This window comes from Anoxybacillus sp. B2M1 (assembly GCF_001634265.1).
GTDB classification, from domain to species: Bacteria; Bacillota; Bacilli; order Bacillales; family Anoxybacillaceae; genus Anoxybacteroides; species Anoxybacteroides rupiense.
Genome location: NZ_CP015435.1, coordinates 496399 through 522128 on the forward strand (window position 1 = coordinate 496399; position 25730 = coordinate 522128).

Genomic DNA, 25730 nt, shown 5'->3' on the forward strand with positions numbered 1-25730 from the left:
AACGGAGAAAATGGGTATCTATACTAGTACGTGTCCGCTCCTTTCATCATAGGCTAGTATTGTAAAACAGCTTATGATAAATCAAAAGGAGAGATGTATTTATGCATTGCAGACCAAATGTAACGGCGCCAATTGTTCATCCGACAAAATGTTGTGTACAGCATCACTTCCAAGCAACCATTGTACCACATATTCACCCGTCTCATACGACGCATGTCAATCATCATCTTTACCAGCATCAACACTATTTCCCGCACACGGAGTCGGCGGTAAATGAGACGGCAAATCAACAATTCTTTTGCGGTGGAGGCCCTGCGCCAATGCCACTTGGACCAGGACCAGTAGGACCAGGCCCAGCAGGACCGATGCCTTGGGGCTTCTAAACCGTAAAGAAACAGGAACTGAAAAATTCAGTTCCTGTTTTATTTCTCCGAAAAGGAGGGAGAAAAAAGTGCTCAAGGTCCTTGCATTAAGCGGATACAAGCCGCATGAGCTTCATATTTTTTCCCATCATCACCCGGCTGTTGCTTATATCAAAAAAGCGATTAAAAAGCGTCTAACGGAGCTGGCGGATGAAGGGCTGGAATGGGTCATGATTAGCGGACAGCTTGGCGTCGAATTATGGGCAGCAGAAGCGGTATATGAATTGCAGGAATCCTATCCGCATCTACGTTTAGCCGTCATTGCTCCATTTTTAAATCAAGAAGAACGATGGAAGGAAGAAAACCGCGAGTATTACGAATTGATTGTTTCACAAGCGGACTTTTTTGACTGTGTAACTAAACGCCCTTACGAAAGTCCTATGCAATTTCGCTTAAAAAACGAATTTATTGTTGCTAAAAGTGAGCATTCCTGTAATGAGGAAAAATGAGCATTCCTGTAATGAGGAAAAATGAGATTTGAAACAAAAAAAGTCCCCTTGGTATGATACAGGGTGTCAAGGCCTTGACCCCTAACTAATAAACCAAGGAGGACCTAATATGAATTATAACCGAAATTCGAAAATTAGACAAATCACTGAACAAACATTAATCATTGGCGTTGATATCGCAAAACACAAACACGTGGCAAGAGCTCAAGATCACCGGGGATTCGATCTATCGAAGGCCGTTGTATTTGAAAACTCAAGAACAGGGTTTCAAACGTTTTTAAATTGGGTACACACCTTGATGAATCAACATGAAAAAAGAGATGTCATCGTAGGAATGGAGCCAACGGGACACTATTGGCTAAATCTTGCTTACTTCTTACAAGCTTATGACATCCGATGTGTTACCGTGAATCCGATGCATGTGAAACGAAGTAAAGAGCTGGATGACAACTCTCCTACGAAAAATGACGTGAAAGACGCAAAAGTCATAGCCCAACTCGTCAAGGATGGACGATATTCCATCCCGATTCTTCCAAAGGGAATCTACGCAGAATTACGTGAAGGCATGAAACTTCATGATATGATGACACAGGATCTATATGCGGTTCAAGCCCAAGTACACAATTGGCTGGATCGCTATTTTCCGGAGTTTCTTACGGTGTTTAAAGATTGGACCGGAAAAGCAGCGCTGCAACTTTTAAAATTGGGATATCTTCCAAAAGAAATCGCAAAGATTCCATGCGAACAGCTTCTTTTGGAAGTCAAGAAAGTCGTCAAACGAGCCGTTGGAAGGAAGCGAATCGAACAATTGAAAGAGGCAGCCCAATCCTCTATCGGGCTTCAAACGGGCACTCAAATGGCCAAGGAAGAATTACGTTATTTACTCGAGAAATACGAGTATTTAACCCATCGTCTAGACGAACTGGAAAAGCAATTAAGTGAAATGGTTCAAACGATTCCGGGCGCCAAAGAGATGAGCGAGATCAAAGGCATCGGAGAAATGACGGTTGTGGGCTTTTTCGCGGAAGTGGGTAGCCTCCACCAGTATCAGCATCCACGCCAAATCATCAAACTGGCGGGGCTGAACTTAAAAAAGAATGAATCAGGGAAACATCGAGGAAAAACGACGATTAGTAAACGAGGCCGAAAACGACTGCGCGCCCTCTTATTCCGGGTGGTGATGCCCCTATCAGCGAAAAACAGAGCCTTTAAAGCCTTACATGAATACTATCGCACACGGCCGGATAACCCATTAACCGGTAAGCAGTCTCTTGTGGCATTATGCAGTAAACTTATTCGAATCTTGTTCACGATTGGTCGACGTCAAATTCCGTTCAGTGAAGAGAAAATGATGCAAGATATTCCACACTTAAAGACATTACAGGAAGTCGCTTAACCTGAAAACACGTATTGAAGGTAGACATCAGAAGCACGGAGAAGTCGGTCGTTATCACACCATACGGGCATAGACCCAGCAAGTGAGCATAAACCGACCTCCACCTCATGGATAGGTTGAACGAAGGAATGTAGGAGCGAAAGGACTCCGTGAGACATGGGAGGGTACACCGCCATGAGACGAGTGGAGATCCATTGGTGCGATCATAGGGAAAAGTCCTCCATTTTCAAAAAAATAGGATGATGGAGTTTGTTCCCCTACACCCTACCTATCCAAAAATTTATAAATATTGAATTTATATCCTTATTCCTGATGTCTACGAAACGTCGATGCTTATAAAAATCAAAGAAATTTAAAGAAAAAACGAGTAAATCAATATTTTATAGAGGGAGGTTTGAAACAAAAAAGTCCCCTTGGTATGATACAGGGTGTCATGGCCATGACCCCTAACTAATAAACCAAGGAGGACTCGATATGAATTATAACCGAAATTCGAAAATTAGACAAATCACTGAACAAACGTTAATCATTGGCGTTGATATCGCAAAACACAAACATGTGGCAAGAGCTCAAGATTATCGGGGAATGGACTTATCAAAGGCCGTTGTATTTGAAAACTCAAGAATAGGGTTTCAAACGTTTTTAAATTGGGTACACACCTTGATGAACCAACATGAAAAAAGAGATGTCATCGTAGGAATGGAGCCAACCGGACACTACTGGTTGAATCTCGCTTATTTTTTAACTTCACATGACATCCTATGTGTGACAGTCAATCCGATGCATGTGAAACGAAGTAAAGAGCTGGATGACAACTCTCCTACGAAAAACGACGTGAAAGATGCGAAGGTCATTGCCCAACTCGTCAAGGATGGCCGATATTCCATCCCGATTCTTCCAGAGGGAATCTACGCAGAATTACGTGAAGGCGTGAAACTTCACGATATGATGACACAGGATCTATATGCGGTTCAAGCTCAAGTACACAATTGGCTGGATCGATATTTTCCTGAGTTTCTTACGGTGTTTAAAGATTGGACAGGAAAAGCAGCGCTACAGCTTTTGAAATTGGGATATCTGCCAAACGAAATCGCAAAGATTCCATCCGAACGGCTTCTTGTAGAAGTCAAGAAAGTGGCGAAACGAGCTGTTGGAATGAAGCGAATGGAACAGTTCAAAGAGGCTGCCAAAGTCTCCATTGGACTTCAACCGGGCACTCAAATGGCCAAAGAAGAGTTACGTTATTTACTCGAGAAATACGAGTATTTAACCCATCGTCTAGACGAATTGGAAAAGCAGTTAAGTGAAATGGTTCAAACGATTCCGGGGGCCAAAGAGATGTGTGAGATCAAAGGCATCGGAGAAATGACCGTGGTTGGTTTTTTCGCTGAAGTGGGCAACCTCCACCAATATCAGCATCCACGCCAAATCATTAAATTGGCGGGGCTGAACTTAAAAAAGAATGAATCAGGGAAACATCGAGGAAAAACAACGATTAGTAAGCGAGGACGAAAACGACTGCGCGCCCTCTTATTCCGAGTGGTGATGCCTTTATCAACGAAAAACAAAGGGTTTAAAGCCTTACATGAATACTATCGCACACGGACTCATAATCCATTAACCGGTAAGCAGTCTCTTGTCGCTTTATGTAGTAAACTCATTCGAATCTTATTCGTCATTGGTCGACGTCAAATTTCGTTCAGTGAAGAGAAAATGATACAAGATATTCCACACTTAAAGACATTATAGGAAATCGCCTAATCTCAAACAATGTATCGAAGATAGACATTAGAAGCACGGAGAAGTCGGTCGTAAATCCCCATTCGGGCATAGACCCAGCAAGTGAGCATATTCCGACCTCCACCTCATGGATAGGTTGAACGAAGGAATGTAGGAGCGAAGGACTCCGTGAGACATGGGAGGGTACACCGCCATGAGACAAGTGGAGATCCATTGGTGCGATCATAAGGAAATGACCTCCATTTTTAAAAAATTGGATGATGGAGCTTGTCCCCCTACATTCTATCTATCCAAAAATTTATAGATATTCAATATCTATCCTTATTTCTGATGTCTACGAAACGTCTATGTTCATGAAAATCGAAGAAATTCAAAGAAAAAACGAGAAAATTGATATTTTATAGAGGGAGGGGCTGTTGCTTGTTTATGACGAAGAGCAAGAAGGAACACCAAAGTTTTTACTAAACGTCGCCAAAAGAAGAAAAAACTATCCTGTTTTTTTTATTTCATTTTCTGATTTACAGGCTATCATAGAAGAAGAACAAATGAATCAATGGTAAATTGACAATCGATCGACTTTCTGAAAAAATAAAGAAAAGAAAAGCGGAATGTGGAATTAAGGGGGCGAATTTTTATGTTAGCAGGTCGCGTGAAACTGACAGCGAAGGATATTCTAGAAAAAGAATTTAAAGTAAGCATGCGGGGCTATAATCAAGATGAGGTAGATCAGTTTTTAGATGCGATTATTAAGGATTATGAAGCGTTTCATCAAGAAATTGAGGAGCTTCAGCAAGAAAACCTACGTTTAAAGCATCAAATAGAGCAGCTGCAAAAACGGCCAGCTACTCCGGTTGGCACGACCAATTTTGATATTTTACAGCGGTTGTCAAATTTAGAAAAGCACGTATTTGGCAACAAATTATATGAGTAGGCTACATAAAACACAAAATTTCCATTGAAGTGAAGGAAAAAATGGACTATACTACATTATGCAGATATTGCGCCATTGATAATGTTCGGGTAATCGCTGCGGCAGTTTTGCCGTAGAGGAAAGTCCATGCTCGCACGGTGCTGAGATGCCCGTAGTGTTCGTGCCTAGCGAATCCATAAGCTAGGGCAGTCTGGCTTCGGCTGGGCTGACGGCGGGGAAAGAGCCTAAGTCAAGTTCTGATATGGCTCGATTACCCTGAAAGTGCCACAGTGACGTAGCTCTAAGGGAAACCTTAGAGGTGGAACGCGGTAAACCCCTCGAGCGAGAAACCCAAATGATGGTAGGGGCACCTTCCCGAAGGAAATGAACGGAGGGAAGGACAGATGGCATGTTCCATCTGTAGATAGATGATTACCGCCGGAGTACGAGGCGAAAAGCCGCTTGCAGTACGAAGGAACAAAACATGGCTTACAGAGCATTATTAATGGCTAAACATGGTGGCAAAAGCTCTCCTGCATATAGGAGGGCTTTTCTTGCTTCTGTCGAACCATACTGTGTATCGTTAAAGATCCTTTTTTCTCTTGAATGCTTTTGATGCTCTTAGGTAGGAAGGCTGCCAAAAAGCTTTGGGATTTTAGGCCCAATCATTGCTTTGTTTTTTGTATTTTACGGTGCATATATAAAACATCTCTTCGGCTAAATCGAGCCATCTTTTCCATAATGAAGGACAACAAGTGAATCATCTTTATCTAATGACACAAGTACATAAAATATTTAGCGTTTTTGAACGTTCAAACACATATTCCATCATTCTAAAATGATACAATGAAATTAAAGCGGTGGAAGCTAGAGAAAACCATATGCGATCAGCCTTTTTCTTTTGTTTCGTTCACGCATATGAGAGCACAGAGAGATCACCCTTTTCTACCATTGTAATCATCCATATCGTGGCGATGTATGATTTTTTCATGCCAATCTGCACATAAGTCAAAGGCAAGTCATCGACTTGCCTTTGTTACGCACCCGTTCTTCTAGAAGCGCTCCTGAGCTTATGTGGTAAGGGGAGCGAAGAGTGTTGTGAATGACCAGACAAGACGTTCTTTTACTGATTATAAAGGGGGCTGTTGGTCATGCTGAAACAAAATATACTCTCTAAAATTGCTAAAAACGTCATTAACCATATTCATGAGGGGCTTATTATCACTGATGAAAAAGGAAAGATTGTATTTGTCAATCCGGCTTTTGAAATGGTGACAGGATACGTCGCAGAAGAAGTGATTGGAGAAAACCCAAACATTTTGCAATCAGGGGTACACAACAAAGAATTTTATGAAAGCATGTGGAATGAGATTATTCATCGCGGTTTTTGGGAAGGGGAAATTTGGAATAAACGAAAGAACGGAGAGCTATTTGTTGAGTGGCTGAAAATCCATTCCATTAAAGACAGCGAAGGAGCGATTACAAATTATGTTGCGATTTTCTCCGATATTACGGAGCGGAAAAAAAATATTGAGCAGCTAAAAAAGATGGCACATTATGATATTTTGACAGGTGTGCCCAATCGTTATTTATTAACGAAACGGATCGAAAGCTTAATTCAAACGTCTAGGAAATATAATCAGCAATTTGCTGTTTTGTTTTTAGACTTGGACCGATTTAAGTACGTCAATGATACGCTGGGCCATCTGGCGGGAGATTTGCTGCTGAAAAAGGTGGCTCAGAGATTGAAAGGGATTTTGCAAAGAAAGGATACGATCGCCAGAATCGGCGGAGACGAGTTTATTATAGTTCTCCCTAACTTGAGGCATATTAGAGAAGCGATTCAAATAGCAGAAGCCATCCATGAAGCCTTGAAGGCTGCTTTTCGCTTAAATGGCCATGAAGCTTATATTTCAGTGAGCATCGGAATCAGCTTTTACCCGCACGACGGGGAGGACATCGAAACATTGATTCGCAATGCAGACCGGGCGATGTATCAGGCAAAAGTAAGCGGCCGAAATCATTTTGAAGTGTATCATAGTGAATCACATGATCAGGACCAGCAAGGCTTTTTTCTTGAAAATCTGCTCCGAAAAGCAGTCATACACAAAGAATTTGAATTGCATTATCAGCCGCAAATTCACATTGAAACAAAACAAATTTATGGTGTGGAGGCCTTGCTCAGATGGAAGCGTCCGGATATCGGCTTTGTATCTCCAGGCCAGTTTATTCCGATTGCCGAAGAATCGGGGATGATCATCCCCATTAGCGAGTGGGTGCTTTTGCAAGCCTGTGAAGATTTAAAAAGGCTGAGTTTAACCTATCCGCATTTAAAAATGTCCGTTAATATTTCAGCTATTCATTTTCAGCAAGCCGATTTTGTGAAAAAGCTTGAACAAATGATCGAACAGTCGAACGTAAATCCAAGGTTTTTAGAATTAGAGCTGACAGAAAGTACGATTATGCCTCGTGCGGAAAAATCCATTGAACAGCTAGTGAAGCTGAAGCAGCTCGGTCTGAAAATTGCGGTCGATGATTTTGGCACCGGTTTTTCTTCTCTAAGCTATTTGCGCCGTTTTCCTATCGATATTTTAAAAATTGATCAAAGCTTTATTAAAAGCTTGTCGTCTTCCTATGATGACGCATCCATTGTTACAGCGATTATTAAAATGGGGCAAAATTTACGGCTTTCGATTATTGCTGAGGGAGTAGAAACGGAAAAGCAGTTTAAGTTTTTGCGGCAGCAAGGATGTGATTACGCACAAGGGTATTATATATCGAAGCCTCTGCCGTTCGCGGAACTGCAAGAATTTTTAAAGGAATGGACAGCGATTATAGGAGGGAATACAGATGGGTAAACTGACGATTATGGCGACTGCAGCCATGGGACTTGAATCAATTGTAGCAGAAGAAGTGCGGCGCCTTGGCTATGAATGCACGGTAGAGAACGGCAAAATTACATTTGCTGCCGATGAATTGGCTATTTGCCGCTCCAATTTATGGCTGCGAACAGCGGATCGAATCAAATTAAAAATGGGTGAATTTCGAGCAACAACCTTTGAAGAATTGTTTGAGCAAACGAAAGCGCTCCCGTGGGCAGATTATATCCCTGTTCATGCGGAGTTCCCGGTCATCGGAAAATCAGTGAAGTCCAAATTGTTCAGCGTTTCTGATTGTCAAGCTATTGTAAAAAAAGCCGTTGTTGAAAGTTTAAAGCAGCATTATCGGGTATCGTGGTTTGAAGAGACGGGACCGCTCTATCGCATTGAAGTGGCGCTGCATAAAGATATCGCTACCTTAACGATTGATACAAGCGGAGCCGGTCTTCACAAACGCGGCTATCGCGTTGCTCAAGGGGAAGCGCCATTAAAGGAAACATTGGCGGCCGCGCTCATTCAATTAACAAATTGGACACCAGATCGTCCATTCGTCGATCCTTTTTGCGGATCGGGAACCATTCCCATTGAAGCGGCACTGATCGGGCAAAACATTGCTCCTGGGTTTAATCGCGACTTTGTGTCGGAACAATGGGACTGGATTGGCGAGCGCCATTGGGAGCGGGCGCGTGAAGAGGCAGAGGATTTGGCGAAATATGATCAGCCGCTTGATATTTCCGGATTCGATATTGATCACCGCATGGTTCAAGTAGCCAAAGATAACGCGCTAGAAGCGGGATTAGGCGATATCATTGCATTTAAGCAGATGCAAGTAAAGGATTTTACAACTAACAAACTATACGGAGTGATCCTCGGCAATCCGCCATACGGCGAGCGGCTTGGCGAGCGGAAGCAGGTAGAGGAAATGTATAAAGAAATGGGACAAACCTTCGCTAAGCTTGATACATGGTCCATCTATATGTTAACTGCGCACAAACAATTTGAAACATATTATGGGAAAACGGCGACCAAGCGCCGCAAGCTTTTCAACGGCTTTATTGAAACACAATATTATCAATATTGGGGGCCACGTCCTCCAAAAGAGCGATGAGTGAGGAGTTTTTACCTCGCAGACGAACACCAATATTCCATTTTTATTGTTGCACCGCATCTCTTTTATTTTAAACGAGGTGCGGTTGTTTTTTGTCGATTATTGATGTTTTATGTGATGAAGGGTTTTTCGAGAAATCAGATATTTACTGAATCGATTCGCTGCAAAGTAAAAATTTATATATAAGATTAGGCGTATGGACGATCCAATGAGCAGCCCTGAATCCCTCGCATTATTTATAAAGGAGGTGGGGGAATGGATCATATTTAAATCTTGACTAATTTAGTAGGTAACTTTAGTTTCCCGATTGTAATGACAAGCTATCTATTACTACGATTTGAAAAAAGAATTGAAATGTTAACATAGGTAATTTCAGAACTAAAAAATACATGTAGTTGTATAGTTTCCGAAAATCAAAGCGATCTTACTTAATGGAAAATAAAAAATATTCGTACTAAGATTAAAGACTACAGAAGTTTTTTCACTTTATTAATTAAAAGGGAACATGGCTAAAACAGAAAAGCAGAGGATGGGTATAGGAAATGATTAGGTTCTTGTTCGAATCTGAGTATTACATCGCAAGATGCGGTTCCATTAAAAAACGGGAAAGGAGGTGAGTATTATGGAAAAAAAATCGATTAATATTCCATCAGAGAAGGAATTAACAATTAAGGCTATTCCAGTTTGTGACAAGCATTGGGATTGTTGCGAACAACAAGGATGCCCAGGTTTATATTATTATATCCCTTCTACGGGAGATCTGGTATTTCAAGGTAGGTGTTGTTATTAAATATAGAACACACACTAGAGCTTATTCTAGTGTGTGTTTTTTTATTTTTTGGTTCTGTTAAAGAATATGGTTGATCCTCTTGTTAATTGCAACTTGATTGGAAAGAAGAGGGGGAGAGCGAAGAGAGAAAAGGCAAATTAGTAGCTACGTTAGGCTGTTCCCAGATGAAATACCGCTATTTACGGCTAGTCAAGACCAAGAGCACCTAATGGGATGCTTTATTTTGAGTCCTATCAGATTAGGTATAAAAAGGTTATTTAGTTAAATATAGGAAAATCGTTATGACAGCCGAACCTGAACAGAAAACAATGGCAGAGAGGTTGGTGAAAAGTGAAATTTTATTTAAAATCCCTTTTTCTCCAAAAAATGAAATGATAAATCCGATCAATGGCAACAAAAATAAGCTCCAAATTGCTATTGGCCCATAGGGACCAAAGGAGAATCTAATTATAAGCAGTAAAAATAGTATGAGGTAGGCAATAATACAGCAAGATATTGAAAATACATTGATAAACATTCTTTTATTCATTTATGGTTATCTCCCTTCGCATGAAAGTGTTTATATGCAAGATAAATCAAAGTGATGAATTGAAGAAAAGCAGAAATAGAATATAAAGAACCTATTCCAGCAAATCCTAATAACAAAGAAATGATAAGCAGTATAGTTGCTTTCTTATTGTTAATGTTTATTAAAAAGGCTGCCCAAGTGCCTATGATTCCACCTAAAACCCCCATGAACCAAATATTCCCAAAGTGATAATCGTCATCATTTATTGTCAAAAGTTGTGCTGCTAATGATACAAATATTCCTAAAAGTCCTGCTATCATCGCAAGATTTTTCATCTGTAAAACCCCTCTCCTCTTTTACAAATTGTATTGAGCATGCCTAAAAGAATGTATAGATCAGATCTGCAAAAAACAAAAGTATCAAAATATCAACCAAAAGCATAATCCAAAACCAGGATTTCCGATAAAAAACAAATGCAACAATATTAGAAAGACCTACAAATGGGAAGTAATAAACAATTAAACTCCCTCTTAAAAGAGCAGGACGTGTCGGGTCAAAGCTCTTGTTTAAAATTAAGCTTAACAGAAGAAATCTTATACCAATCAGTAAAACATACATTATGGTCTTAAATTGGATTAATTTTTTAAATGGCTTAATCTCTGTCGATTGTTCAGCGTGTTCCAAACAAAGTCTCTGATTGTTAGAGACAGTGCTATGATATGTCTCAAAAAGCCCTTTACAATCCGGGCAATTTGTGATGTGTTCATCTACAATGCTCTTAGCTTCTTCGTCTAACTCGTTGTATATGACCAATAATTCCTTTGTTAAAACATGGATTTTTTCGAAATCAGTCATGCTAATCACTCCGATGAATTCTTGATATAAGGCGCTTCTTGAGACGAAATATCCTTGATTTTATTGTTGATATGGGTATATTTAGAAGTACAGATATTTCCTCATACGTATATCCGTAGTATTCTTTAGCAAGAAGAAGTGTTTTATCTGCTTTGGATAAATCTTTAAGGATATCGTCAATTGAGCTTTTTAATAGCAAATTTTTCTCTGGACTTAGGTCCGTGATAAGTAAATCTGTAATGACTTCTTCATCGTTCAGTAAGTGCGGCTTTTTTTTTCTAAAATGATCAATGAGTAGATTTCTTGTGCTTACCATTAACCAACTTCTTATATACTTCACCTCCAATATTTTTTCAGGGTTAAGGAGCATTTTTGAAAATACTTCTTGTATAACATCTTCAATGAGCTTTTCATCAGAAGTGATTTTTAATAAAAAGCGTTTTAAATATAAATAATGTTTTTTGTAGACATCTTCAATCAAAGAGAATGCATCCTCATGACTTTTTTTCATTAGTTATCTCCTCATTTCCCTGTTCAAAAGTGAGACGATTAAAATGATGGAATGGTCGCATAAAATTGATTGGTTTATAAAATATTAACATAATTAAGGTGAAAACAGAGTTCTTTGCCAAATATCTATGCGAAAATAGTCAAAAAATCCCCCCTCAAGCCTTTTGAGGGGGGGATTAGGTGTTTATTAGCAACCATGAATTGCCTGCATAAAGATAAATGCTGCAATTACGCGGTCTGTACCTGCTTCATCAGTATTGCTGGCACATGAGACTAAATTAGCGTCACAATTACATCTGTCCGGATAAGATTTGTAAGAACTATAGCAGTAATCATGTGTTCTGCAACATCTATCTAAAGCATTAACTGGCGTTCCACTTCCGCAACCTCTACCACACCAGTTATATTCAACCAATGGATTCCAAGGTAATCCGTTATATCTAAAGGCACAGCAGCCATCATACCAACAATCATCAATTTCCTGTACTGTTACACTTTCAATGATTTCAGTAGTTTCTTCATATACTGGGATTTCTACGACTTGTTCATTGGAAGGAACCTCATTTTCTGAAAGAAGCTCACCGTTTAAGAATGAAACAAGATGTTTAATGACTTTACCTTCCTGTACTTTTAATAAAATAGCTCTAATGAAATACGATTCTTTGCTATCCGCAGCCACTGTTTTAATAATGTTAACAAGAAGTTGATCATTATATTTTAAGAAAAGGCTGTTCTGCATAACCGTTTTAGTGTTTCCGTTATCATCATACGTGTAAATAGTTTGGTAATTTTTTTGCTCTATGGGTTCTTCAATATTAATTGCATTTTGATAATCGATGTTCTCTAAAGCTTCTTGTAACAAGGAACGCTCATTCTGCCCGGCTTCCCGAATATTATAGTCATTAACGACTCTAGTTTCAATATTTAGAATGTCTATAACATTCATTTGTTCACTCATATATTTTCCTCCTTTGGTTTTTATTAAAATACCAAAACGAGATTAATAGCAGCACTGATCAATCCAAGAGAGGAACGATTAGAAAGTAGATTCATATAACCAAGGGCATCTTTTCTAGTATTAACAACGGATGTTTATCACAAATAGGTACGCATTGGGTATTCATATCATCATCACTCATAGATTGAACTATTTTTCGTTTCTTGGTATCATTTTGAGTTATTTTCCAATGTTTTCACCTCCGGCTAAACTTTTAGGTAATCGCGCGATTTCAATTAATAAAGAGAAAGAAGCCTCCAATAAAACAACCTAAACTTAAAAAAATTACATAATTTATTTTCTGTTATTTCCAAAAATAAAAAGTACCTCCATTGAAGAGAATAATGCAGGTATCTCATTAGCCCCCTAATGAATTTGGGCACTCGATAAGGTGTTTTTTATAATCGAAGGGACCAAATGAAGGGGGCTTTTGATGTACATGAAACGAAGAAACCATTCGAAGGAGTGTAAGCTACAAGTAGTGAAAGAAGCATTAGAAGTTGGAAATAAAGCATTAGTAGCTAGAAGATACGAGCTTAGCCCGAATCTCGTGCAAAGATGGGTGAAGGCATACGAAGAAGGGCAACTAGGGCAAGAAATCGTTTCCTCTCCTTCTTCAGCTGAAATCAAAAGGCTGGAGGAAGAAAACGAACAACTCAAGAAGCTATTAGGGGAAAAAGATTTAGAAATCGCGATTTTGCGTGATTGGATAAAAAAGAAGAACCCTCCCTCTATAAAATATCAATTTTCTCGTTTTTTCTTTGAATTTCTTCGATTTTCATGAACATAGACGTTTCGTAGACATCAGAAATAAGGATAGATATTGAATATCTATAAATTTTTGGATAGATAGAATGTAGGAGGACAAGCTCCATCATCCAATTTTTTAAAAATGGAGGACATTTCCTTATGATCGCACCAATGGATCTCCACTTGTCTCATGGCGGTGTACCCTCCCATGTCTCACGGAGTCCTTCGCTCCTACATTCCTTCGTTCAACCTATCCATGAGGTGGAGGTCGGAATATGCTCACTTGCTGGGTCTATGCCCGAATGGGGATTTACGACCGACTTCTCCGTGCTTCTAATGTCTATCTTCGATACATTGTTTGAGATTAGGCGATTTCCTGTAATGTCTTTAAGTGTGGAATATCTTGTATCATTTTCTCTTCACTGAACGAAATTTGACGTCGACCAATGGTAAACAAGATTCGAATGAGTTTACTACATAAAGCGACAAGAGACTGCTTACCGGTTAATGGATTATGAGTCCGTGTGCGATAGTATTCATGTAAGGCTTTAAACCCTTTGTTTTTCGTTGATAAAGGCATCACCACTCGGAATAAGAGGGCGCGCAGTCGTTTTCGGCTTCGTTTACTAATCGTCGTTTTTCCTCGATGTTTCCCTGATTCATTCTTTTTTAAGTTCAGCCCCGCCAATTTAATGATTTGGCGTGGATGCTGATATTGGTGGAGGTTGCCCACTTCAGCGAAAAAACCAACCACGGTCATTTCTCCGATGCCTTTGATCTCACACATCTCTTTGGCCCCCGGAATCGTTTGAACCATTTCACTTAACTGCTTTTCCAATTCGTCTAGACGATGGGTTAAATACTCGTATTTCTCGAGTAAATAACGTAACTCTTCTTTGGCCATTTGAGTGCCCGGTTGAAGTCCAATGGAGACTTTGGCAGCCTCTTTGAACTGTTCCATTCGCTTCATTCCAACAGCTCGTTTCGCCACTTTCTTGACTTCTACAAGAAGCCGTTCGGATGGAATCTTTGCGATTTCGTTTGGCAGATATCCCAATTTCAAAAGCTGTAGCGCTGCTTTTCCTGTCCAATCTTTAAACACCGTAAGAAACTCAGGAAAATATCGATCCAGCCAATTGTGTACTTGAGCTTGAACCGCATATAGATCCTGTGTCATCATATCGTGAAGTTTCACGCCTTCACGTAATTCTGCGTAGATTCCCTCTGGAAGAATCGGGATGGAATATCGGCCATCCTTGACGAGTTGGGCAATGACCTTCGCATCTTTCACGTCGTTTTTCGTAGGAGAGTTGTCATCCAGCTCTTTACTTCGTTTCACATGCATCGGATTGACTGTCACACATAGGATGTCATGTGAAGTTAAAAAATAAGCGAGATTCAACCAGTAGTGTCCGGTTGGCTCCATTCCTACGATGACATCTCTTTTTTCATGTTGGTTCATCAAGGTGTGTACCCAATTTAAAAACGTTTGAAACCCTATTCTTGAGTTTTCAAATACAACGGCCTTTGATAAGTCCATTCCCCGATAATCTTGAGCTCTTGCCACATGTTTGTGTTTTGCGATATCAACGCCAATGATTAACGTTTGTTCAGTGATTTGTCTAATTTTCGAATTTCGGTTATAATTCATATCGAGTCCTCCTTGGTTTATTAGTTAGGGGTCATGGCCATGACACCCTGTATCATACCAAGGGGACTTTTTTGTTTCAAACCTCATTTTTCCTCATTACAGGAATGCTCACTTACTGAAAAATGGGAAGTAGCCGAGTCATGGATCGAGAAAGGATATCCGATTACAAAAGTATTGGAGATTCTAGAAATCCATCGCTCAACCTACTATTATCAGCAGAACGGAAAAGTCGAGAAGAAAACAGTAGGTGGGGGACGTCCAACACCCGGCTACTCTCTAACGGCAACGGGCGAAAAAGTGTCAGACGAACAAATCCAAGAATGGCTCTCTGAGCTTGTGATGGGAGAAGGATTGGCCTACGGATATCGCAAGCTGACCATTCAGTTAAGAAGAGCCCATCAACTTGTCATCAGTAAAAAAAAAAGTGTATCGATGATGTAAAGCGATGGACTTACTATGCCCGTAGCTCAAGAAACGGATTCGATATCCAAAGAAACTCGCTCGAAATCGTATCATTACGGGTTCGAATCAGCGATAGGAAATGGATGTGAAATACGGATATATTGAAGGAGAAGAACGGTTTTGCTTTGTCTTATCGCTCATCGATGGGTATGACCGTTCGATCATTGATGACCATATAGGACTGAACTGTTCAGGAAACGACGCCGTACAGACGCTAAGGCGAGCGTGATTCAAGCGTCAGCCATTTGAACAGACCAATAAGCCTGTCATCCGGACAGGCAACGGTCCACAATTTATTTCCCATGCCTTTGGAGAAGCCTGTGAGAGGTTTCAAATCGAGCATGAACGAATTCCACCGCGAACGCCCAATATGAATGCGCATATTGAAGCGTTTCATCGTTTACTAGAGGAGGAATGTCTAGGGAGAATGGTGTTTGATCGCTATGAAGAGGCTTATCAAGCTGTGGTGGAGTATATGCGATTTTATAACGAACGGAGGATTCATTCAAGCATTCTCGATCTTCCGCCGCATGAATGTTACAAAAAAGCGCAAACGGAAGCGTGAATCATCAAAGAAGTTCGCGTATAAGGCAAGAGGATTTTGTTTTCTTGTCAAGAAAAAACGAGAAATTTTGAGAATAACCTAAAATAAGATAGGATGTGTCCAAATTTAGGGGGACAATCCGAAAATACCGTTATTATCTTGAGGATTTTTGAAACCGATCGCACCAATTAAAGCAAAACTAATATTTAAATAATAAGAAAATCAAACTAAAAATAAGTAGAAGCCCACGTTTTGATAACAGTGCAAAAATTAAACTAATAAAACTATAAAGAATAGGTATGAATAATCCTATAGGTCCTTTCTGCCCAAATGTTGCTAAAGTATAGTATTCATATTTTATGTTTATTAATAGGAAGGGTAAAATACTGAGTACCAGAAAAACAAAAGAAATTATTGAGTAAATATTTTCTATTTAATTCACCTAATTTCTTAAAAGAATTTTGAATGTTATTCCTGATGATAAAAAATATGTAAATTTAATTATAACACGTAAGCTGTGAAAAATAAGCTAAAAAATAATTAATATACGACATCCTTTCCAGTTCCCCTACCAGAAAAACCTATAAGAAACGTTTGGTTTAAAGTGCTTCAGTAAATCTCAAATGACATAACCTGAACAATTTCCATGGTATTTGTTTATTTATTGTCGTCGTACTGCGTTTCAATTTCCGGAATGTAATCAACTGCTTTTTGAGCTTACGTAGCTGCAAGAACGACTAAACGATTGTCATTTTTTAATACTCTTAACCAGGATTGGATGTAGGTGGCGCTGTTTCCTAATGTATTATTTTATTTTCGTCTGGGTGCGAAGCATTGCCGCACCCATTTCGGCAATTAGTTACTTCTTTGAGTAGGGTTTACTTCCAAATACCTCGACATTCTCAATTTTCGGCCACTTTGTCAACGTTTCCTTAGATTAACAAAATAAAATAAGAGTAAAACATAGGTTGAAATTAATAAAAAGCATAGAGGAAGAGGAAATAGCTACGACACGGAAGGGGAAATTAAGAAGGCATAGAATAATAAATGGTTGGAGCCTAATATAGTTTTATGGACACATCTTATTTACGTTTTTACAATGTAGTTCAAGGAAAGATGTGTCCGTATGGAACATAAAAACACAGGGAAAAAATACAATAAAGATTTTAAGAAAACAGTGGTAGACTTATCTTATTCCGGTACCTCTGTGAAAGAATGAAGTAACGAATATGGCGTTTCTGGGGTGACAATCTATAAATGGATCAAGAAATTTACTCCTATTGGAACTGGAGAAGAATTCCTCACTTCCAAAGAGCTGGTAGCTATTCAAAAGGAAAACCTTCGGTTAAAACAGGAGATTGAAATCCTAAAAAAGGCTATGGCCATATTCGCGAAAAAGTATAACGATACAGAGCTGATCGATTTTATGGATGAATACAAGAAACAGTACCTGGTTCAGATGATGTGTGACGTGCTGTCTGTTCCTAGAAGTACGTCCTATCACTCATTATACAAAACAGAGTCAAACTGTGAGCGTGAAAACCGAGAGTGAACCAAGAAAATTATTCAGATCCATCAAGAGAGTAAAGGACGATATGGAGCTCTGAAAATTCATCAAACGCTGCTTAAAGACGTATGTTCAGTGAGTTTGAAGCATGTGTAGTGTCTAATGGTAAAAGCAGAGATTCGCTTGATTACCAGAAAAAATACCGGACACACTCCAGTCGGGAAAAAGTACTTGAACGTAAAAACCTGTTGGAAAGAGACTTCTCTACCGCAACCATCAATGAGAGTGGATAGCCGATATCCCCTACATCTATACGCTGAAAGATGGATGGTGTTATTTAGCTTCCGTCATGGATTTACACTCTAAAAAAGTGGTGGGCTATTCATTTTCGCGTTCGATGACAACAGACTTGGTAATAAGAGATTTAGAAAACGCTTACTCAGTCCAGAAACCAACCAAAGGTTTACTCCTGCACACGGATTTAGGTTCAAAATATACAAGCTTTAAGTTTACACGATATGTTCAATCTCACAGCATTATGCAATTGTTTAGCCAAAAAGGCGGCCCTTATGATAGTGTCTGTATTGAGTCATTTCACGCCATTTTAAAGAAAGAAGAAGTAAACCATGCATATCTAGACTACCACTCTGTCAAACTAGCGATGTTTCAGTTTATTGAAGGTTGGTACAACAGAAAAAGAATACATAGCAGTTTGGGGTACAAAACTCCCCAATCTGTAGAAGATCAAATCAAACAATCAGCGTAGAACTTAACTTTTTTGTGTCTGAAATATTGGCTCAAATTCAGTTCTAAAAAGTTTATAATTATTCTATACTTTTCACTTTAATTATTAAAAAAGGAAAAAAAGGGGGATTCGATAATGGATAAAAATAAGCAGGATTATATCGATGACAAGATCACTCAGTTTTTCGTCGATAATCAAAAAGCGTTAGAGAATCCTATTATTAAAGGTTTTCTTGCTAATAAAAACAACTATAAACTAGTTGTAAAAGCTATAATAGAACCAACAAAAGCAAATAGAGAAAAAGTAGATGAAGCTTTCACAAAACACTATAACCAAGTAAAAAAAATTAAATATATTAATAATCTGATTCGTTTCGTCAGTATTGATTACGATAAAAAGATTCGTAAGTTAAATCAGCGTTTCTTATTGACTCTAGATCAACCTCTTTCAGATAACAATCACTCGACCATGAAGGATTTAATTATAGATGATAACAATATAGATTTAGACGATATTGTAAAACTGTCATTAAAAAATCAAATTCAAAATGAAAAGCTATATAAATCCTTAGATGTTTTAACTCAAAAACAGGCTTTAATTCTTGAAATGATTTATGTAAATAATTTATCTTTACGTGAAATTGCTAAGATATTAGATTCCACTCCTCAGAATGTCTCGAACATCCATAAAAAAGCATTAAAAAAATTACAAAAAGAAATTAGTTAAAGAGGGAGAGATATGGATAAAAACCAATGTAGTCCTGAGGAAATTGTTCAAATATTAGAACAGTTTGAGGGGAAGATTCAAAAAAATCTTAAACAAACTGCATATCAAGAGAGAGAGGATTTAGCCCAAGAAATTCGTTTGAAAATAATTGAAAAACTTATCAATCTAGAATTTAGTGAAACTCTAAGCTTTTGGAGCTTTATTGAAAATAACGGAAGATACCAACCTTAAAAAAATATGAGCAAACTAAAAACCATCGATTGATAGCTTCAGAATAAAATAGGTTTCAGACATTAGTCTGAAACCTATTTTATTCCGCGGTTGCTTTGACACAAAATATTTGTCACACAAAAAATAAGATTTTCGAAAAATACTCATCTTGGTTAGACAAACGTACGGCAAAATTACCATTTTCCTTGCTTGATTAATTAAATAACTTTTTATTTTTGGGTTTATAAATATTGCATAATTTCACTTTATAAATTGAAGACGTGGTGACATAGCCAAGTGGTAAGGCAAAGGTCTGCAAAACCTTGATCGTCGGTTCGAATCCGACTGTCACCTGTTATATTTTAATACTCACTATTTCTAAAAATGGAGGAAAGATACATGAAGTCAAAGGAAGTTGACGAGATTTTAAAAGCATACATGCAATTAAAAATAAATCTTCTTAAGGTTGCTAAATGTATTGACTATTGCACCGAAGAAAAAGATAAAGAACACTACCGCACGGAAGTACTTCATTATTCAAAAAAACTTAAGAAACTAAAAGAGTCTATCGAAGAGACATATGGATTAAAAATTTGTCAATGTTGTTGTATCTCTGACGATGAATAAGAGGATGACGAGTTTAAAATTTAAGCTTACTTCCCCGTTGTGAAGGAGAGTAAAAAAATTAGATGCTGATTTTTCTTGTAATGTAGAACAAGAAAAAATTGTAATTACAGATGTTCAAATTAGAACATCTGATAGCGGAATTTTAATTATGCTTCAAAACAACGAATATACAAGAAAAGTCAAATCGAATGATGTTTACGATATTGCTGGATATCGTTACAAAGTTATCAATATAAACTACACGAAAAAAGGATTGCTGGTTTTAAAGTGTAAAAGAAAATGTGACTCTATTTTGCAAAAATTTCATAAAACCTTCTTATTTAAGATATTTCTCATATATCTCCAATAAAAGTTCCAAAAGTATTATATTATCAATATTGGGGGCCACGTCCTCCAAAAGAGCGATGAGTGAGGAGTTTTTACCTCGCAGACGAACACCAATATTCCATTTTTATTGTTGCACCGCATTTCTTTTATTTTAAACGAGGTGCGGTTGTTTTTTGTCGATTATTGATGTTTTATGTGATGAAGGGTTTTTCGAGAAATCAGATATTTACTGAATCGATTCGCTGCAAAGTAAAAATTTATATATAAGATTAGGCGTATGGACGATCCAATGAGCAGCCCTGAATCCCTCATTTTTTTGCTGAAGTCAGCAAACAGAAAAGCGGACGTTAAGCCATATTACTCTGTTTTTATTATATTAATGAATCATCAACACTAGTGATATAACGATAAAAATAAATACTTCCTTTCTCCTTTCTGTTGAAACATCATGACGAATAGGTAAAGAAATATAGCATGATTTGTTTCTTTTGGGCATATAAATAATATCGGCACCTATTGTGCACAAAAATGCATCATTCTTCCATTCACAAGGAAATGGCTGGTTCAACGGCTTGAATATTTCTGGATATTTTGGAGATAAAGGAAGACAAGACTCTTGATTGCGCGTTTATTCGCTTGAAATAAACGTTTATATCTGCTTTGATGCGAGTCTTGCAGAAATAACAAAATGGATGAAGGAGAGAATGAAATGGCTTTATTATGTAAGGATTTGTTAAAAATTTCTCAAGCGCTCGACAAAACCTATGCTCTGTTAGAGAAGCATCAGGAGGAAACAACAGGGCTTGAAAGCATTGAAATAGCCAAACACGAATGGAAACAAGCATTTACATATGCAATGTCTGATGTGTTTCGTGCGTAATGGCGGCCAGTGTTCCGACTCTTACATTGACATCCTCCGACAGATAAGGGATAATAATTGATTGTTACTCTTATTATGTTGGAGGGGGTCGAAGGATGAGCCGCGAGCGCTATCCTTTTTCGTTAGAAAAAAACGAGAACTTTTTTGATAAATTAAATGAATGGATCGGCGATGTATTTTATGATGTTTTGCCGGACGCTGGCTTTGAATTGCGCGATGAGCAAGTTTATATGGCGTTTCAGCTGGAAAGAGCGTTTAAAGAAAAGAAAGTGATGTTTGCTGAAGCCGGGGTGGGAACAGGAAAAACGATCGTTTATTTGCTTTATGCGATCTGTTATGCGCGTTATACCGGGAAACCAGCGATCATTGCTTGTGCCGATGAAACACTCATTGAGCAGTTAGTGAAAAAAGAGGGGGATATCGCCAAAATTTCCCTGGTGCTCGGCTTACATATTGATGTGCGTCTTGCTAAATCACAAGATCAGTATTTATGTTTAAATAAGCTTGATCGAGTGTTAATGACGGAAGATGATGTCGAGCTTTACGAGCAAATTTTTGATGATCTTCCTGATTTTGTACATGATTACAAAGCGCTGCAGTCGTTCTATCATTACGGAGACCGCAAAGAATATGCACATTTAAGCGACGAGCAATGGCGAAAAATTGCCTGGGATTCATTTCAAGATTGCTTTGCCTGTGATAAGCGGCACCGCTGTGGACAAACATTGTCGCGTGAGCATTATCGGAAAGCAGCTGATTTAATTGTTTGTTCACACGATTTTTATATGGAGCACGTATGGACATATGAGGCACGCAAACGGGAGGGACAGCTTCCGCTTTTGCCTGAGGCGTGCTGTGTGGTCTTTGACGAAGGCCATTTATTGGAATTTGCCGCTCAAAAGGCCTTAACATATCGAATGAAGGAAACAACATTAGAAACACTATTGACTCGCTTATTAGAAAACGACATTCGTGAGGAGCTCGCTTATCTTATTGAAGAAACGCTGCAGCTGAATGCTCGCTTTTTTGCTGAGCTGACGGCTTGCGCGGTAGAAATTGCAGGTTCGAATCGCCAAGAAATTTCTTTCTCTGACCAGTTGATGAAACGAGGCAAACAACTGCTTGCAGCGATTGAGAAGATCGGCAATGAACTTGTTTTTGAAAGTGAAACATTTACCATCGATCACTATCAATTAAATATTGTTGATGAATATTTAGATCAGATTAGCCATTCACTTCACTTATTGATCCATAATCGCGATGCGATTACGTGGCTGGAAGTACTGAACGAAGGAAAAACACTAGTCATCATGCCGCGGACGGTGCAGGAAGTATTGCAGGAGAAAGTGTTTAGCAAAAATATTCCTTTTATCTTCTCATCTGCTACGCTGTCGAATCACCAATCGTTTGAGTATATCGCGATGAGCTTAGGAATTAAGGATTATTTATCTTTTAGCGTGGAATCACCGTTTAATTACGATGAGCAGATGACGATTTATATGCCGTTTTTTGCAAATGATGAAACGTTATTTGAACAAAAATATCGCTATGCGCTGCAAAAAATTCGCGAAACAAATGGACGGGCTTTACTTTTGTTCCCTTCACGGCAAGAGCTGCAAAGATTTAAGAAAAAGGCCGTACATGAGGACGGGCTTTCCTTTTTATTTGAAGGAGACCAAGAAATAAGTGAGCTTGTAGCGACTTTCCAAAGACAAGAAGAAACGATTTTATGCTCTGAACATTTATGGGAAGGATTAGATATTCCGGGACCGTCGTTGGCAAACGTCATCATCTGGTCGCTTCCATATCCGCCAAACGACCCTGTGTTTCAAGCGAAACGGAAGGCATACGAAAATCCATTTTGGGAAGTCGATGTTCCGTATATGTTATTGCGGTTGCGCCAAGGAATAGGGCGACTGATCCGCACACATGAGGATCAAGGAATCGTGTCCATTTTTGTAACGAATGAGGAAAGCGAGAAAGTAATTGAAGCAGTTAAAAGAGTGCTGCCGACGAATGTAAGGGAAGAATAATTTCTTCCCTTTTTTTTCGTGGCATGGTTATTTTCATAAAGAAAGAGGAAAAGGAAGATGAAGAGGGAATTATAATAATTTGGGCGAACCAAGAAAGGGGGATAAATATGCTGAAGGAAATGGAGCAGCAATTTTTGCGCTATGTAAAAAAAATGATGAGCTACAATGAAGCGATCCAACTAATGTATTGGGACATGCGGACTGGCGCCCCGAAAAAAGGCTTAGAGCAGCGTGCAGAAGTAGTCGGTATTCTATCTCAAGAAATGTTTAAAATGTCGATATCAGAGGAAATGGCCGCTTATATCGCCAAGCTGTCACCAAGCCATGTGCAAACGGAGCTATCTGCAGTGGTGCAATGTGCCTTAGCGGAATGCAGAAAAGAATATGAACGAAATAAAAAAATTCCGGTTGAGGAATATAAGGAATATGTTGTGTTGCAGTCGAAAGCGGAAAGCGTTTGGGAAGAAGCGAAAGAAAAATCCGATTTTGCGATGTTTCGTCCTTATTTAGAAAGATTAGTGGAGTTTAATCAAAAATTTATCGAATATTGGGGCTATCAAGGACATCCGTACAATACGTTGCTTGATTTGTATGAAACGGGCATAACGGTTGAACTGCTCGACCAAGTATTTGCCAAACTGCGAGAGCGTATGGTTCCGCTTGTTCAAGCAGTGGCCGCTGCCGAGCATAAACCCGACACCTCATTTTTATTTCAGAAATTTCCGAAGGAGAAACAGCGCGCTTTTAGCCTCGAATTGTTGCGCGAGCTTGGCTACGATTTTTCCGCCGGCCGTTTAGACGAGACGGTTCATCCGTTTGCGATTGGGTTAAATCCAGGAGATGTCCGGATTACCACTCGATACGATGAGCACGATTTTCGCACGGCTCTATTTGGTACGATTCATGAGTGCGGCCATGCGATATATGAGCAAAATATCGCTAAAGAGCTGGTCGGTACGCCCCTATGTACAGGAACGTCAATGGGAATTCATGAGTCGCAGTCGCTGTTTTACGAAAATTTCATCGGCCGTCATTATTCATATTGGAAGCGCCATTATCCGCTTCTCCAGAAATACGCGCCAGAGCAATTTGCCAGCATCACATTAGATGAGTTTTATCGGGCGGTGAATGAAGCGAAGCCATCTCTTATTCGCATTGAAGCGGATGAGCTCACCTATTCTTTACATATTATGATTCGCTATGAAATCGAGAAAGAACTGTTCAATGGAAGCGTTGCTGTGGACGACTTGCCGGAGCTTTGGAACGATAAATACGAGGAATATCTAGGCATTCGACCGGATTCCGATGCGTCTGGCATATTGCAGGATGTGCATTGGTCAGGAGGCAGCTTTGGCTACTTTCCTTCTTATGCGCTTGGCTATATGTATGCCGCCCAATTCAAGCATGCGATGCTGAAGGATCTGCCTCATTTTGACGATTTGCTGGAAAAGGGAGACATGCTCCCGATCCGCAGCTGGCTGACAGAAAAAGTCCATTGCTTCGGAAAAACGAAAAAGCCGCTTGACATTTTGCAAGAAGCGACAGGTGAAGAGCTAAATGTGGATTATTTAATTCAATACCTAGAAGATAAATATCGAGCGATTTATCAGCTATAAACCTATTGGAACCACCTTTTGCCCGCTTGGATAGGCGGAGAAAAGGTGGCTTTTTATACCATCACCGCAGGCTGAAGCCGTTGATTTATTCAGAATGAGAGAGACGAAGTGAAGCACAAGAGGAGGCAGAGCAAAGAACGTGGTTGTTTCTGTGTCAGACAGCAGTAGCATTCAAGTATTTAATAGACAAACAGCTAAATGAGGATATCAAAATGAGCCGTGCTTCCATCGGGAATTGCTGGGACTAACAGGCTGCATGGGAAAAGAGATTGCAATTTATGGTTAGAATTAGACACAGTTATTGAAAGAAATAAAAAATATAGTTCAGTGATGACAATAAGGTATATAAGGGAATTAGCTGTGGTGATTTTAGGACGAGGAAATATTAAAAAAGAAATATAGGTTTTCATAATCCTCATTTTTTGTTGTCAAAAAGAGTGCAAGACAAAACCTTTTCTAGAAAAATGAATGTACGTTTTCAGCATGATGATAACGAGAACAGTTTATTTAGATTTTCTGTGTTGCTATATTCTGGGGGCTCTGCTAAATGTTATATAAAGAAATTAATAATCAATTGAGCCTCCCTCTCATAGTTTGGCAGTGACCACTCGATTTGATAAAGATTTTGCTTTTTCGATAAGAAAAAAATAATAGAATGAGTTAGTATTAAACTCTAGGTACTAAGGTTAGACTTGCACTCTTATGTCAGGCTTCTTCTGACAAATGACGATTGGTAATTTGTGAAAGCTTTAGAAAGAGTAAATAATTGATTACAGCCGTCCCCCATGTACATGTAAATCCGTATTGCATAACTACTCGCAAAAAACGCACCTTTAGTTCTTATGAGATATGGATTGAATGAAAGAGTATGATTGAGAAAAAGAGCGTGTAGATACGTTTTCGTTTTAATTCCTGTATTATCAACTGCTTCAGTTTTTCATTAAAAAATCATATGTCTTTTTTATTCTCTCCAACTTGAACGAAAGCACTAAGCTATTCTTAAATAAGGTCTGGCTTTTTATTCTGCTTCTCTGGAATGGCCGCCCAGATTAGGAATAGGAGGAAAAGGGATCATCGGACTGAATTTT

General features: G+C 38.9%; 24 protein-coding genes, 1 tRNA gene, 1 other RNA gene and 3 pseudogenes. 23 read left to right on the forward strand and 6 right to left on the reverse strand.

Features of this window, described 5'->3' with window-relative positions; translation table 11 throughout:
• The first annotated feature begins 101 nt into the window (after window positions 1-101).
• From GFC28_RS02455 to GFC28_RS19150, 11 genes and pseudogenes are all read left to right on the forward strand, one after another.
• A complete protein-coding gene (locus tag GFC28_RS02455; protein WP_066148704.1) occupies window positions 102-383 on the forward strand; it encodes a spore coat protein in 282 nt (93 codons plus the stop codon).
• Between the two features lie 68 nt (window positions 384-451).
• Window positions 452-847: pseudogene (locus tag GFC28_RS02460) on the forward strand (SLOG family protein); the annotation flags it as partial.
• A gap of 133 nt (window positions 848-980) precedes the next feature.
• The gene (locus GFC28_RS02465; RefSeq protein WP_066329493.1) at window positions 981-2267 is read left to right on the forward strand and encodes an IS110 family RNA-guided transposase; all 1287 of its coding nucleotides are present in this window, start codon (window positions 981-983) and stop codon (window positions 2265-2267) included.
• 474 nt (window positions 2268-2741) lie between these two features.
• Window positions 2742-4016, forward strand: a complete 1275-nt coding sequence (locus tag GFC28_RS02470; protein ID WP_066329411.1) for an IS110 family RNA-guided transposase — start codon at window positions 2742-2744, stop codon at window positions 4014-4016.
• A 407-nt stretch (window positions 4017-4423) separates the two neighbouring features.
• Window positions 4424-4567, forward strand: a complete 144-nt coding sequence (locus GFC28_RS19145) for an LOG family protein (protein WP_156487502.1) — start codon at window positions 4424-4426, stop codon at window positions 4565-4567.
• 74 nt (window positions 4568-4641) lie between these two features.
• Window positions 4642-4938 carry a cell division regulator GpsB gene (gene gpsB / locus GFC28_RS02475; RefSeq protein ID WP_044742380.1) on the forward strand — a complete coding sequence of 99 codons (297 nt, stop codon included), beginning with the start codon at window positions 4642-4644 and terminating at the stop codon, window positions 4936-4938.
• 81 nt (window positions 4939-5019) lie between these two features.
• Window positions 5020-5414, forward strand: an RNA gene (gene rnpB, locus GFC28_RS02480) — RNase P RNA component class B.
• Between the two features lie 654 nt (window positions 5415-6068).
• Window positions 6069-7775 carry a putative bifunctional diguanylate cyclase/phosphodiesterase gene (locus GFC28_RS02485; RefSeq protein ID WP_044742381.1) on the forward strand — a complete coding sequence of 569 codons (1707 nt, stop codon included), beginning with the start codon at window positions 6069-6071 and terminating at the stop codon, window positions 7773-7775.
• Window positions 7768-8904 (forward strand): THUMP domain-containing class I SAM-dependent RNA methyltransferase, encoded by a 1137-nt coding sequence (locus GFC28_RS02490; RefSeq protein WP_044742382.1) that lies wholly within the window; start codon window positions 7768-7770, stop codon window positions 8902-8904. The genes GFC28_RS02485 and GFC28_RS02490 overlap by 8 nt, the downstream gene beginning before the upstream one ends.
• Window positions 8905-9177: 273 nt before the next feature.
• The gene (locus GFC28_RS18645; protein ID WP_082063558.1) at window positions 9178-9270 is read left to right on the forward strand and encodes a YvrJ family protein; all 93 of its coding nucleotides are present in this window, start codon (window positions 9178-9180) and stop codon (window positions 9268-9270) included.
• Between the two features lie 256 nt (window positions 9271-9526).
• The gene (locus GFC28_RS19150) at window positions 9527-9694 is read left to right on the forward strand and encodes a hypothetical protein (RefSeq protein WP_156487503.1); all 168 of its coding nucleotides are present in this window, start codon (window positions 9527-9529) and stop codon (window positions 9692-9694) included.
• 525 nt (window positions 9695-10219) lie between these two features.
• On the opposite strand, the gene GFC28_RS02495 is transcribed toward GFC28_RS19150, so the two are convergent.
• The 4 genes from GFC28_RS02495 to GFC28_RS02510 form a co-directional block, all read right to left on the reverse strand.
• Window positions 10220-10537 carry a hypothetical protein gene (locus tag GFC28_RS02495; RefSeq protein ID WP_044742344.1) on the reverse strand — a complete coding sequence of 106 codons (318 nt, stop codon included), beginning with the start codon at window positions 10535-10537 and terminating at the stop codon, window positions 10220-10222.
• 43 nt (window positions 10538-10580) lie between these two features.
• The gene (locus tag GFC28_RS02500; protein ID WP_044742345.1) at window positions 10581-11057 is read right to left on the reverse strand and encodes an anti-sigma factor; all 477 of its coding nucleotides are present in this window, start codon (window positions 11055-11057) and stop codon (window positions 10581-10583) included.
• A 1-nt stretch (window position 11058) separates the two neighbouring features.
• Window positions 11059-11568: an RNA polymerase sigma factor gene (locus GFC28_RS02505; protein WP_044742346.1), complete on the reverse strand. Its 510-nt coding sequence runs from the start codon at window positions 11566-11568 to the stop codon at window positions 11059-11061.
• 186 nt (window positions 11569-11754) lie between these two features.
• Entirely contained in the window at window positions 11755-12525 is a 771-nt protein-coding gene (locus GFC28_RS02510; RefSeq protein WP_052660929.1) for a phospholipase A2 family protein, read from the reverse strand.
• A gap of 472 nt (window positions 12526-12997) precedes the next feature.
• Between GFC28_RS02510 and GFC28_RS02515 the strand changes: the two genes are divergently transcribed.
• Complete coding sequence (locus GFC28_RS02515; RefSeq protein ID WP_231883443.1) at window positions 12998-13348, forward strand: transposase; 351 nt, start codon at window positions 12998-13000, stop codon at window positions 13346-13348.
• Window positions 13349-13678: 330 nt separating this feature from the next.
• Here GFC28_RS02515 and GFC28_RS02520 read toward each other — a convergent pair whose 3' ends face one another.
• A complete protein-coding gene (locus GFC28_RS02520; protein WP_066329481.1) occupies window positions 13679-14965 on the reverse strand; it encodes an IS110 family RNA-guided transposase in 1287 nt (428 codons plus the stop codon).
• A 39-nt stretch (window positions 14966-15004) separates the two neighbouring features.
• On the opposite strand from GFC28_RS02520, the gene GFC28_RS18650 reads away from it, so the two are divergent.
• From GFC28_RS18650 to GFC28_RS18655, 3 genes are all read left to right on the forward strand, one after another.
• Window positions 15005-15406 (forward strand): hypothetical protein, encoded by a 402-nt coding sequence (locus GFC28_RS18650; RefSeq protein ID WP_082828125.1) that lies wholly within the window; start codon window positions 15005-15007, stop codon window positions 15404-15406.
• Window positions 15407-15512: 106 nt separating this feature from the next.
• Entirely contained in the window at window positions 15513-15656 is a 144-nt protein-coding gene (locus GFC28_RS19155) for a hypothetical protein (protein ID WP_156487504.1), read from the forward strand.
• Window positions 15657-15761: 105 nt separating this feature from the next.
• Entirely contained in the window at window positions 15762-15992 is a 231-nt protein-coding gene (locus tag GFC28_RS18655; protein WP_257722839.1) for an integrase core domain-containing protein, read from the forward strand.
• Window positions 15993-16688: 696 nt separating this feature from the next.
• Here the strand turns inward: GFC28_RS18655 and GFC28_RS20175 are convergent.
• Window positions 16689-16763: pseudogene (locus tag GFC28_RS20175) on the reverse strand (hypothetical protein); the annotation flags it as partial.
• Between the two features lie 334 nt (window positions 16764-17097).
• On the opposite strand from GFC28_RS20175, the pseudogene GFC28_RS02535 reads away from it, so the two are divergent.
• The 8 genes and pseudogenes from GFC28_RS02535 to GFC28_RS02565 all read left to right on the forward strand — a co-directional run bounded on the left by GFC28_RS02535 (window position 17098) and on the right by GFC28_RS02565 (window position 24642).
• A pseudogene (locus tag GFC28_RS02535) lies at window positions 17098-18244 on the forward strand (IS3 family transposase).
• A 114-nt stretch (window positions 18245-18358) separates the two neighbouring features.
• Entirely contained in the window at window positions 18359-18949 is a 591-nt protein-coding gene (locus GFC28_RS02540) for a sigma-70 family RNA polymerase sigma factor (protein ID WP_044744788.1), read from the forward strand.
• Between the two features lie 12 nt (window positions 18950-18961).
• Complete coding sequence (locus tag GFC28_RS02545; RefSeq protein ID WP_044744787.1) at window positions 18962-19180, forward strand: helix-turn-helix domain-containing protein; 219 nt, start codon at window positions 18962-18964, stop codon at window positions 19178-19180.
• A 262-nt stretch (window positions 19181-19442) separates the two neighbouring features.
• Window positions 19443-19513, forward strand: a tRNA-Cys gene (locus tag GFC28_RS02550).
• A gap of 45 nt (window positions 19514-19558) precedes the next feature.
• Entirely contained in the window at window positions 19559-19786 is a 228-nt protein-coding gene (locus GFC28_RS02555) for a hypothetical protein (RefSeq protein WP_044744786.1), read from the forward strand.
• A 1036-nt stretch (window positions 19787-20822) separates the two neighbouring features.
• Window positions 20823-20993: a hypothetical protein gene (locus tag GFC28_RS19435; RefSeq protein ID WP_172798631.1), complete on the forward strand. Its 171-nt coding sequence runs from the start codon at window positions 20823-20825 to the stop codon at window positions 20991-20993.
• A gap of 95 nt (window positions 20994-21088) precedes the next feature.
• Window positions 21089-23026 (forward strand): ATP-dependent DNA helicase, encoded by a 1938-nt coding sequence (locus tag GFC28_RS02560; protein WP_044744014.1) that lies wholly within the window; start codon window positions 21089-21091, stop codon window positions 23024-23026.
• A gap of 107 nt (window positions 23027-23133) precedes the next feature.
• Window positions 23134-24642 carry a carboxypeptidase M32 gene (locus tag GFC28_RS02565; RefSeq protein WP_044744015.1) on the forward strand — a complete coding sequence of 503 codons (1509 nt, stop codon included), beginning with the start codon at window positions 23134-23136 and terminating at the stop codon, window positions 24640-24642.
• The last annotated feature ends 1088 nt before the right edge of the window (window positions 24643-25730 follow it).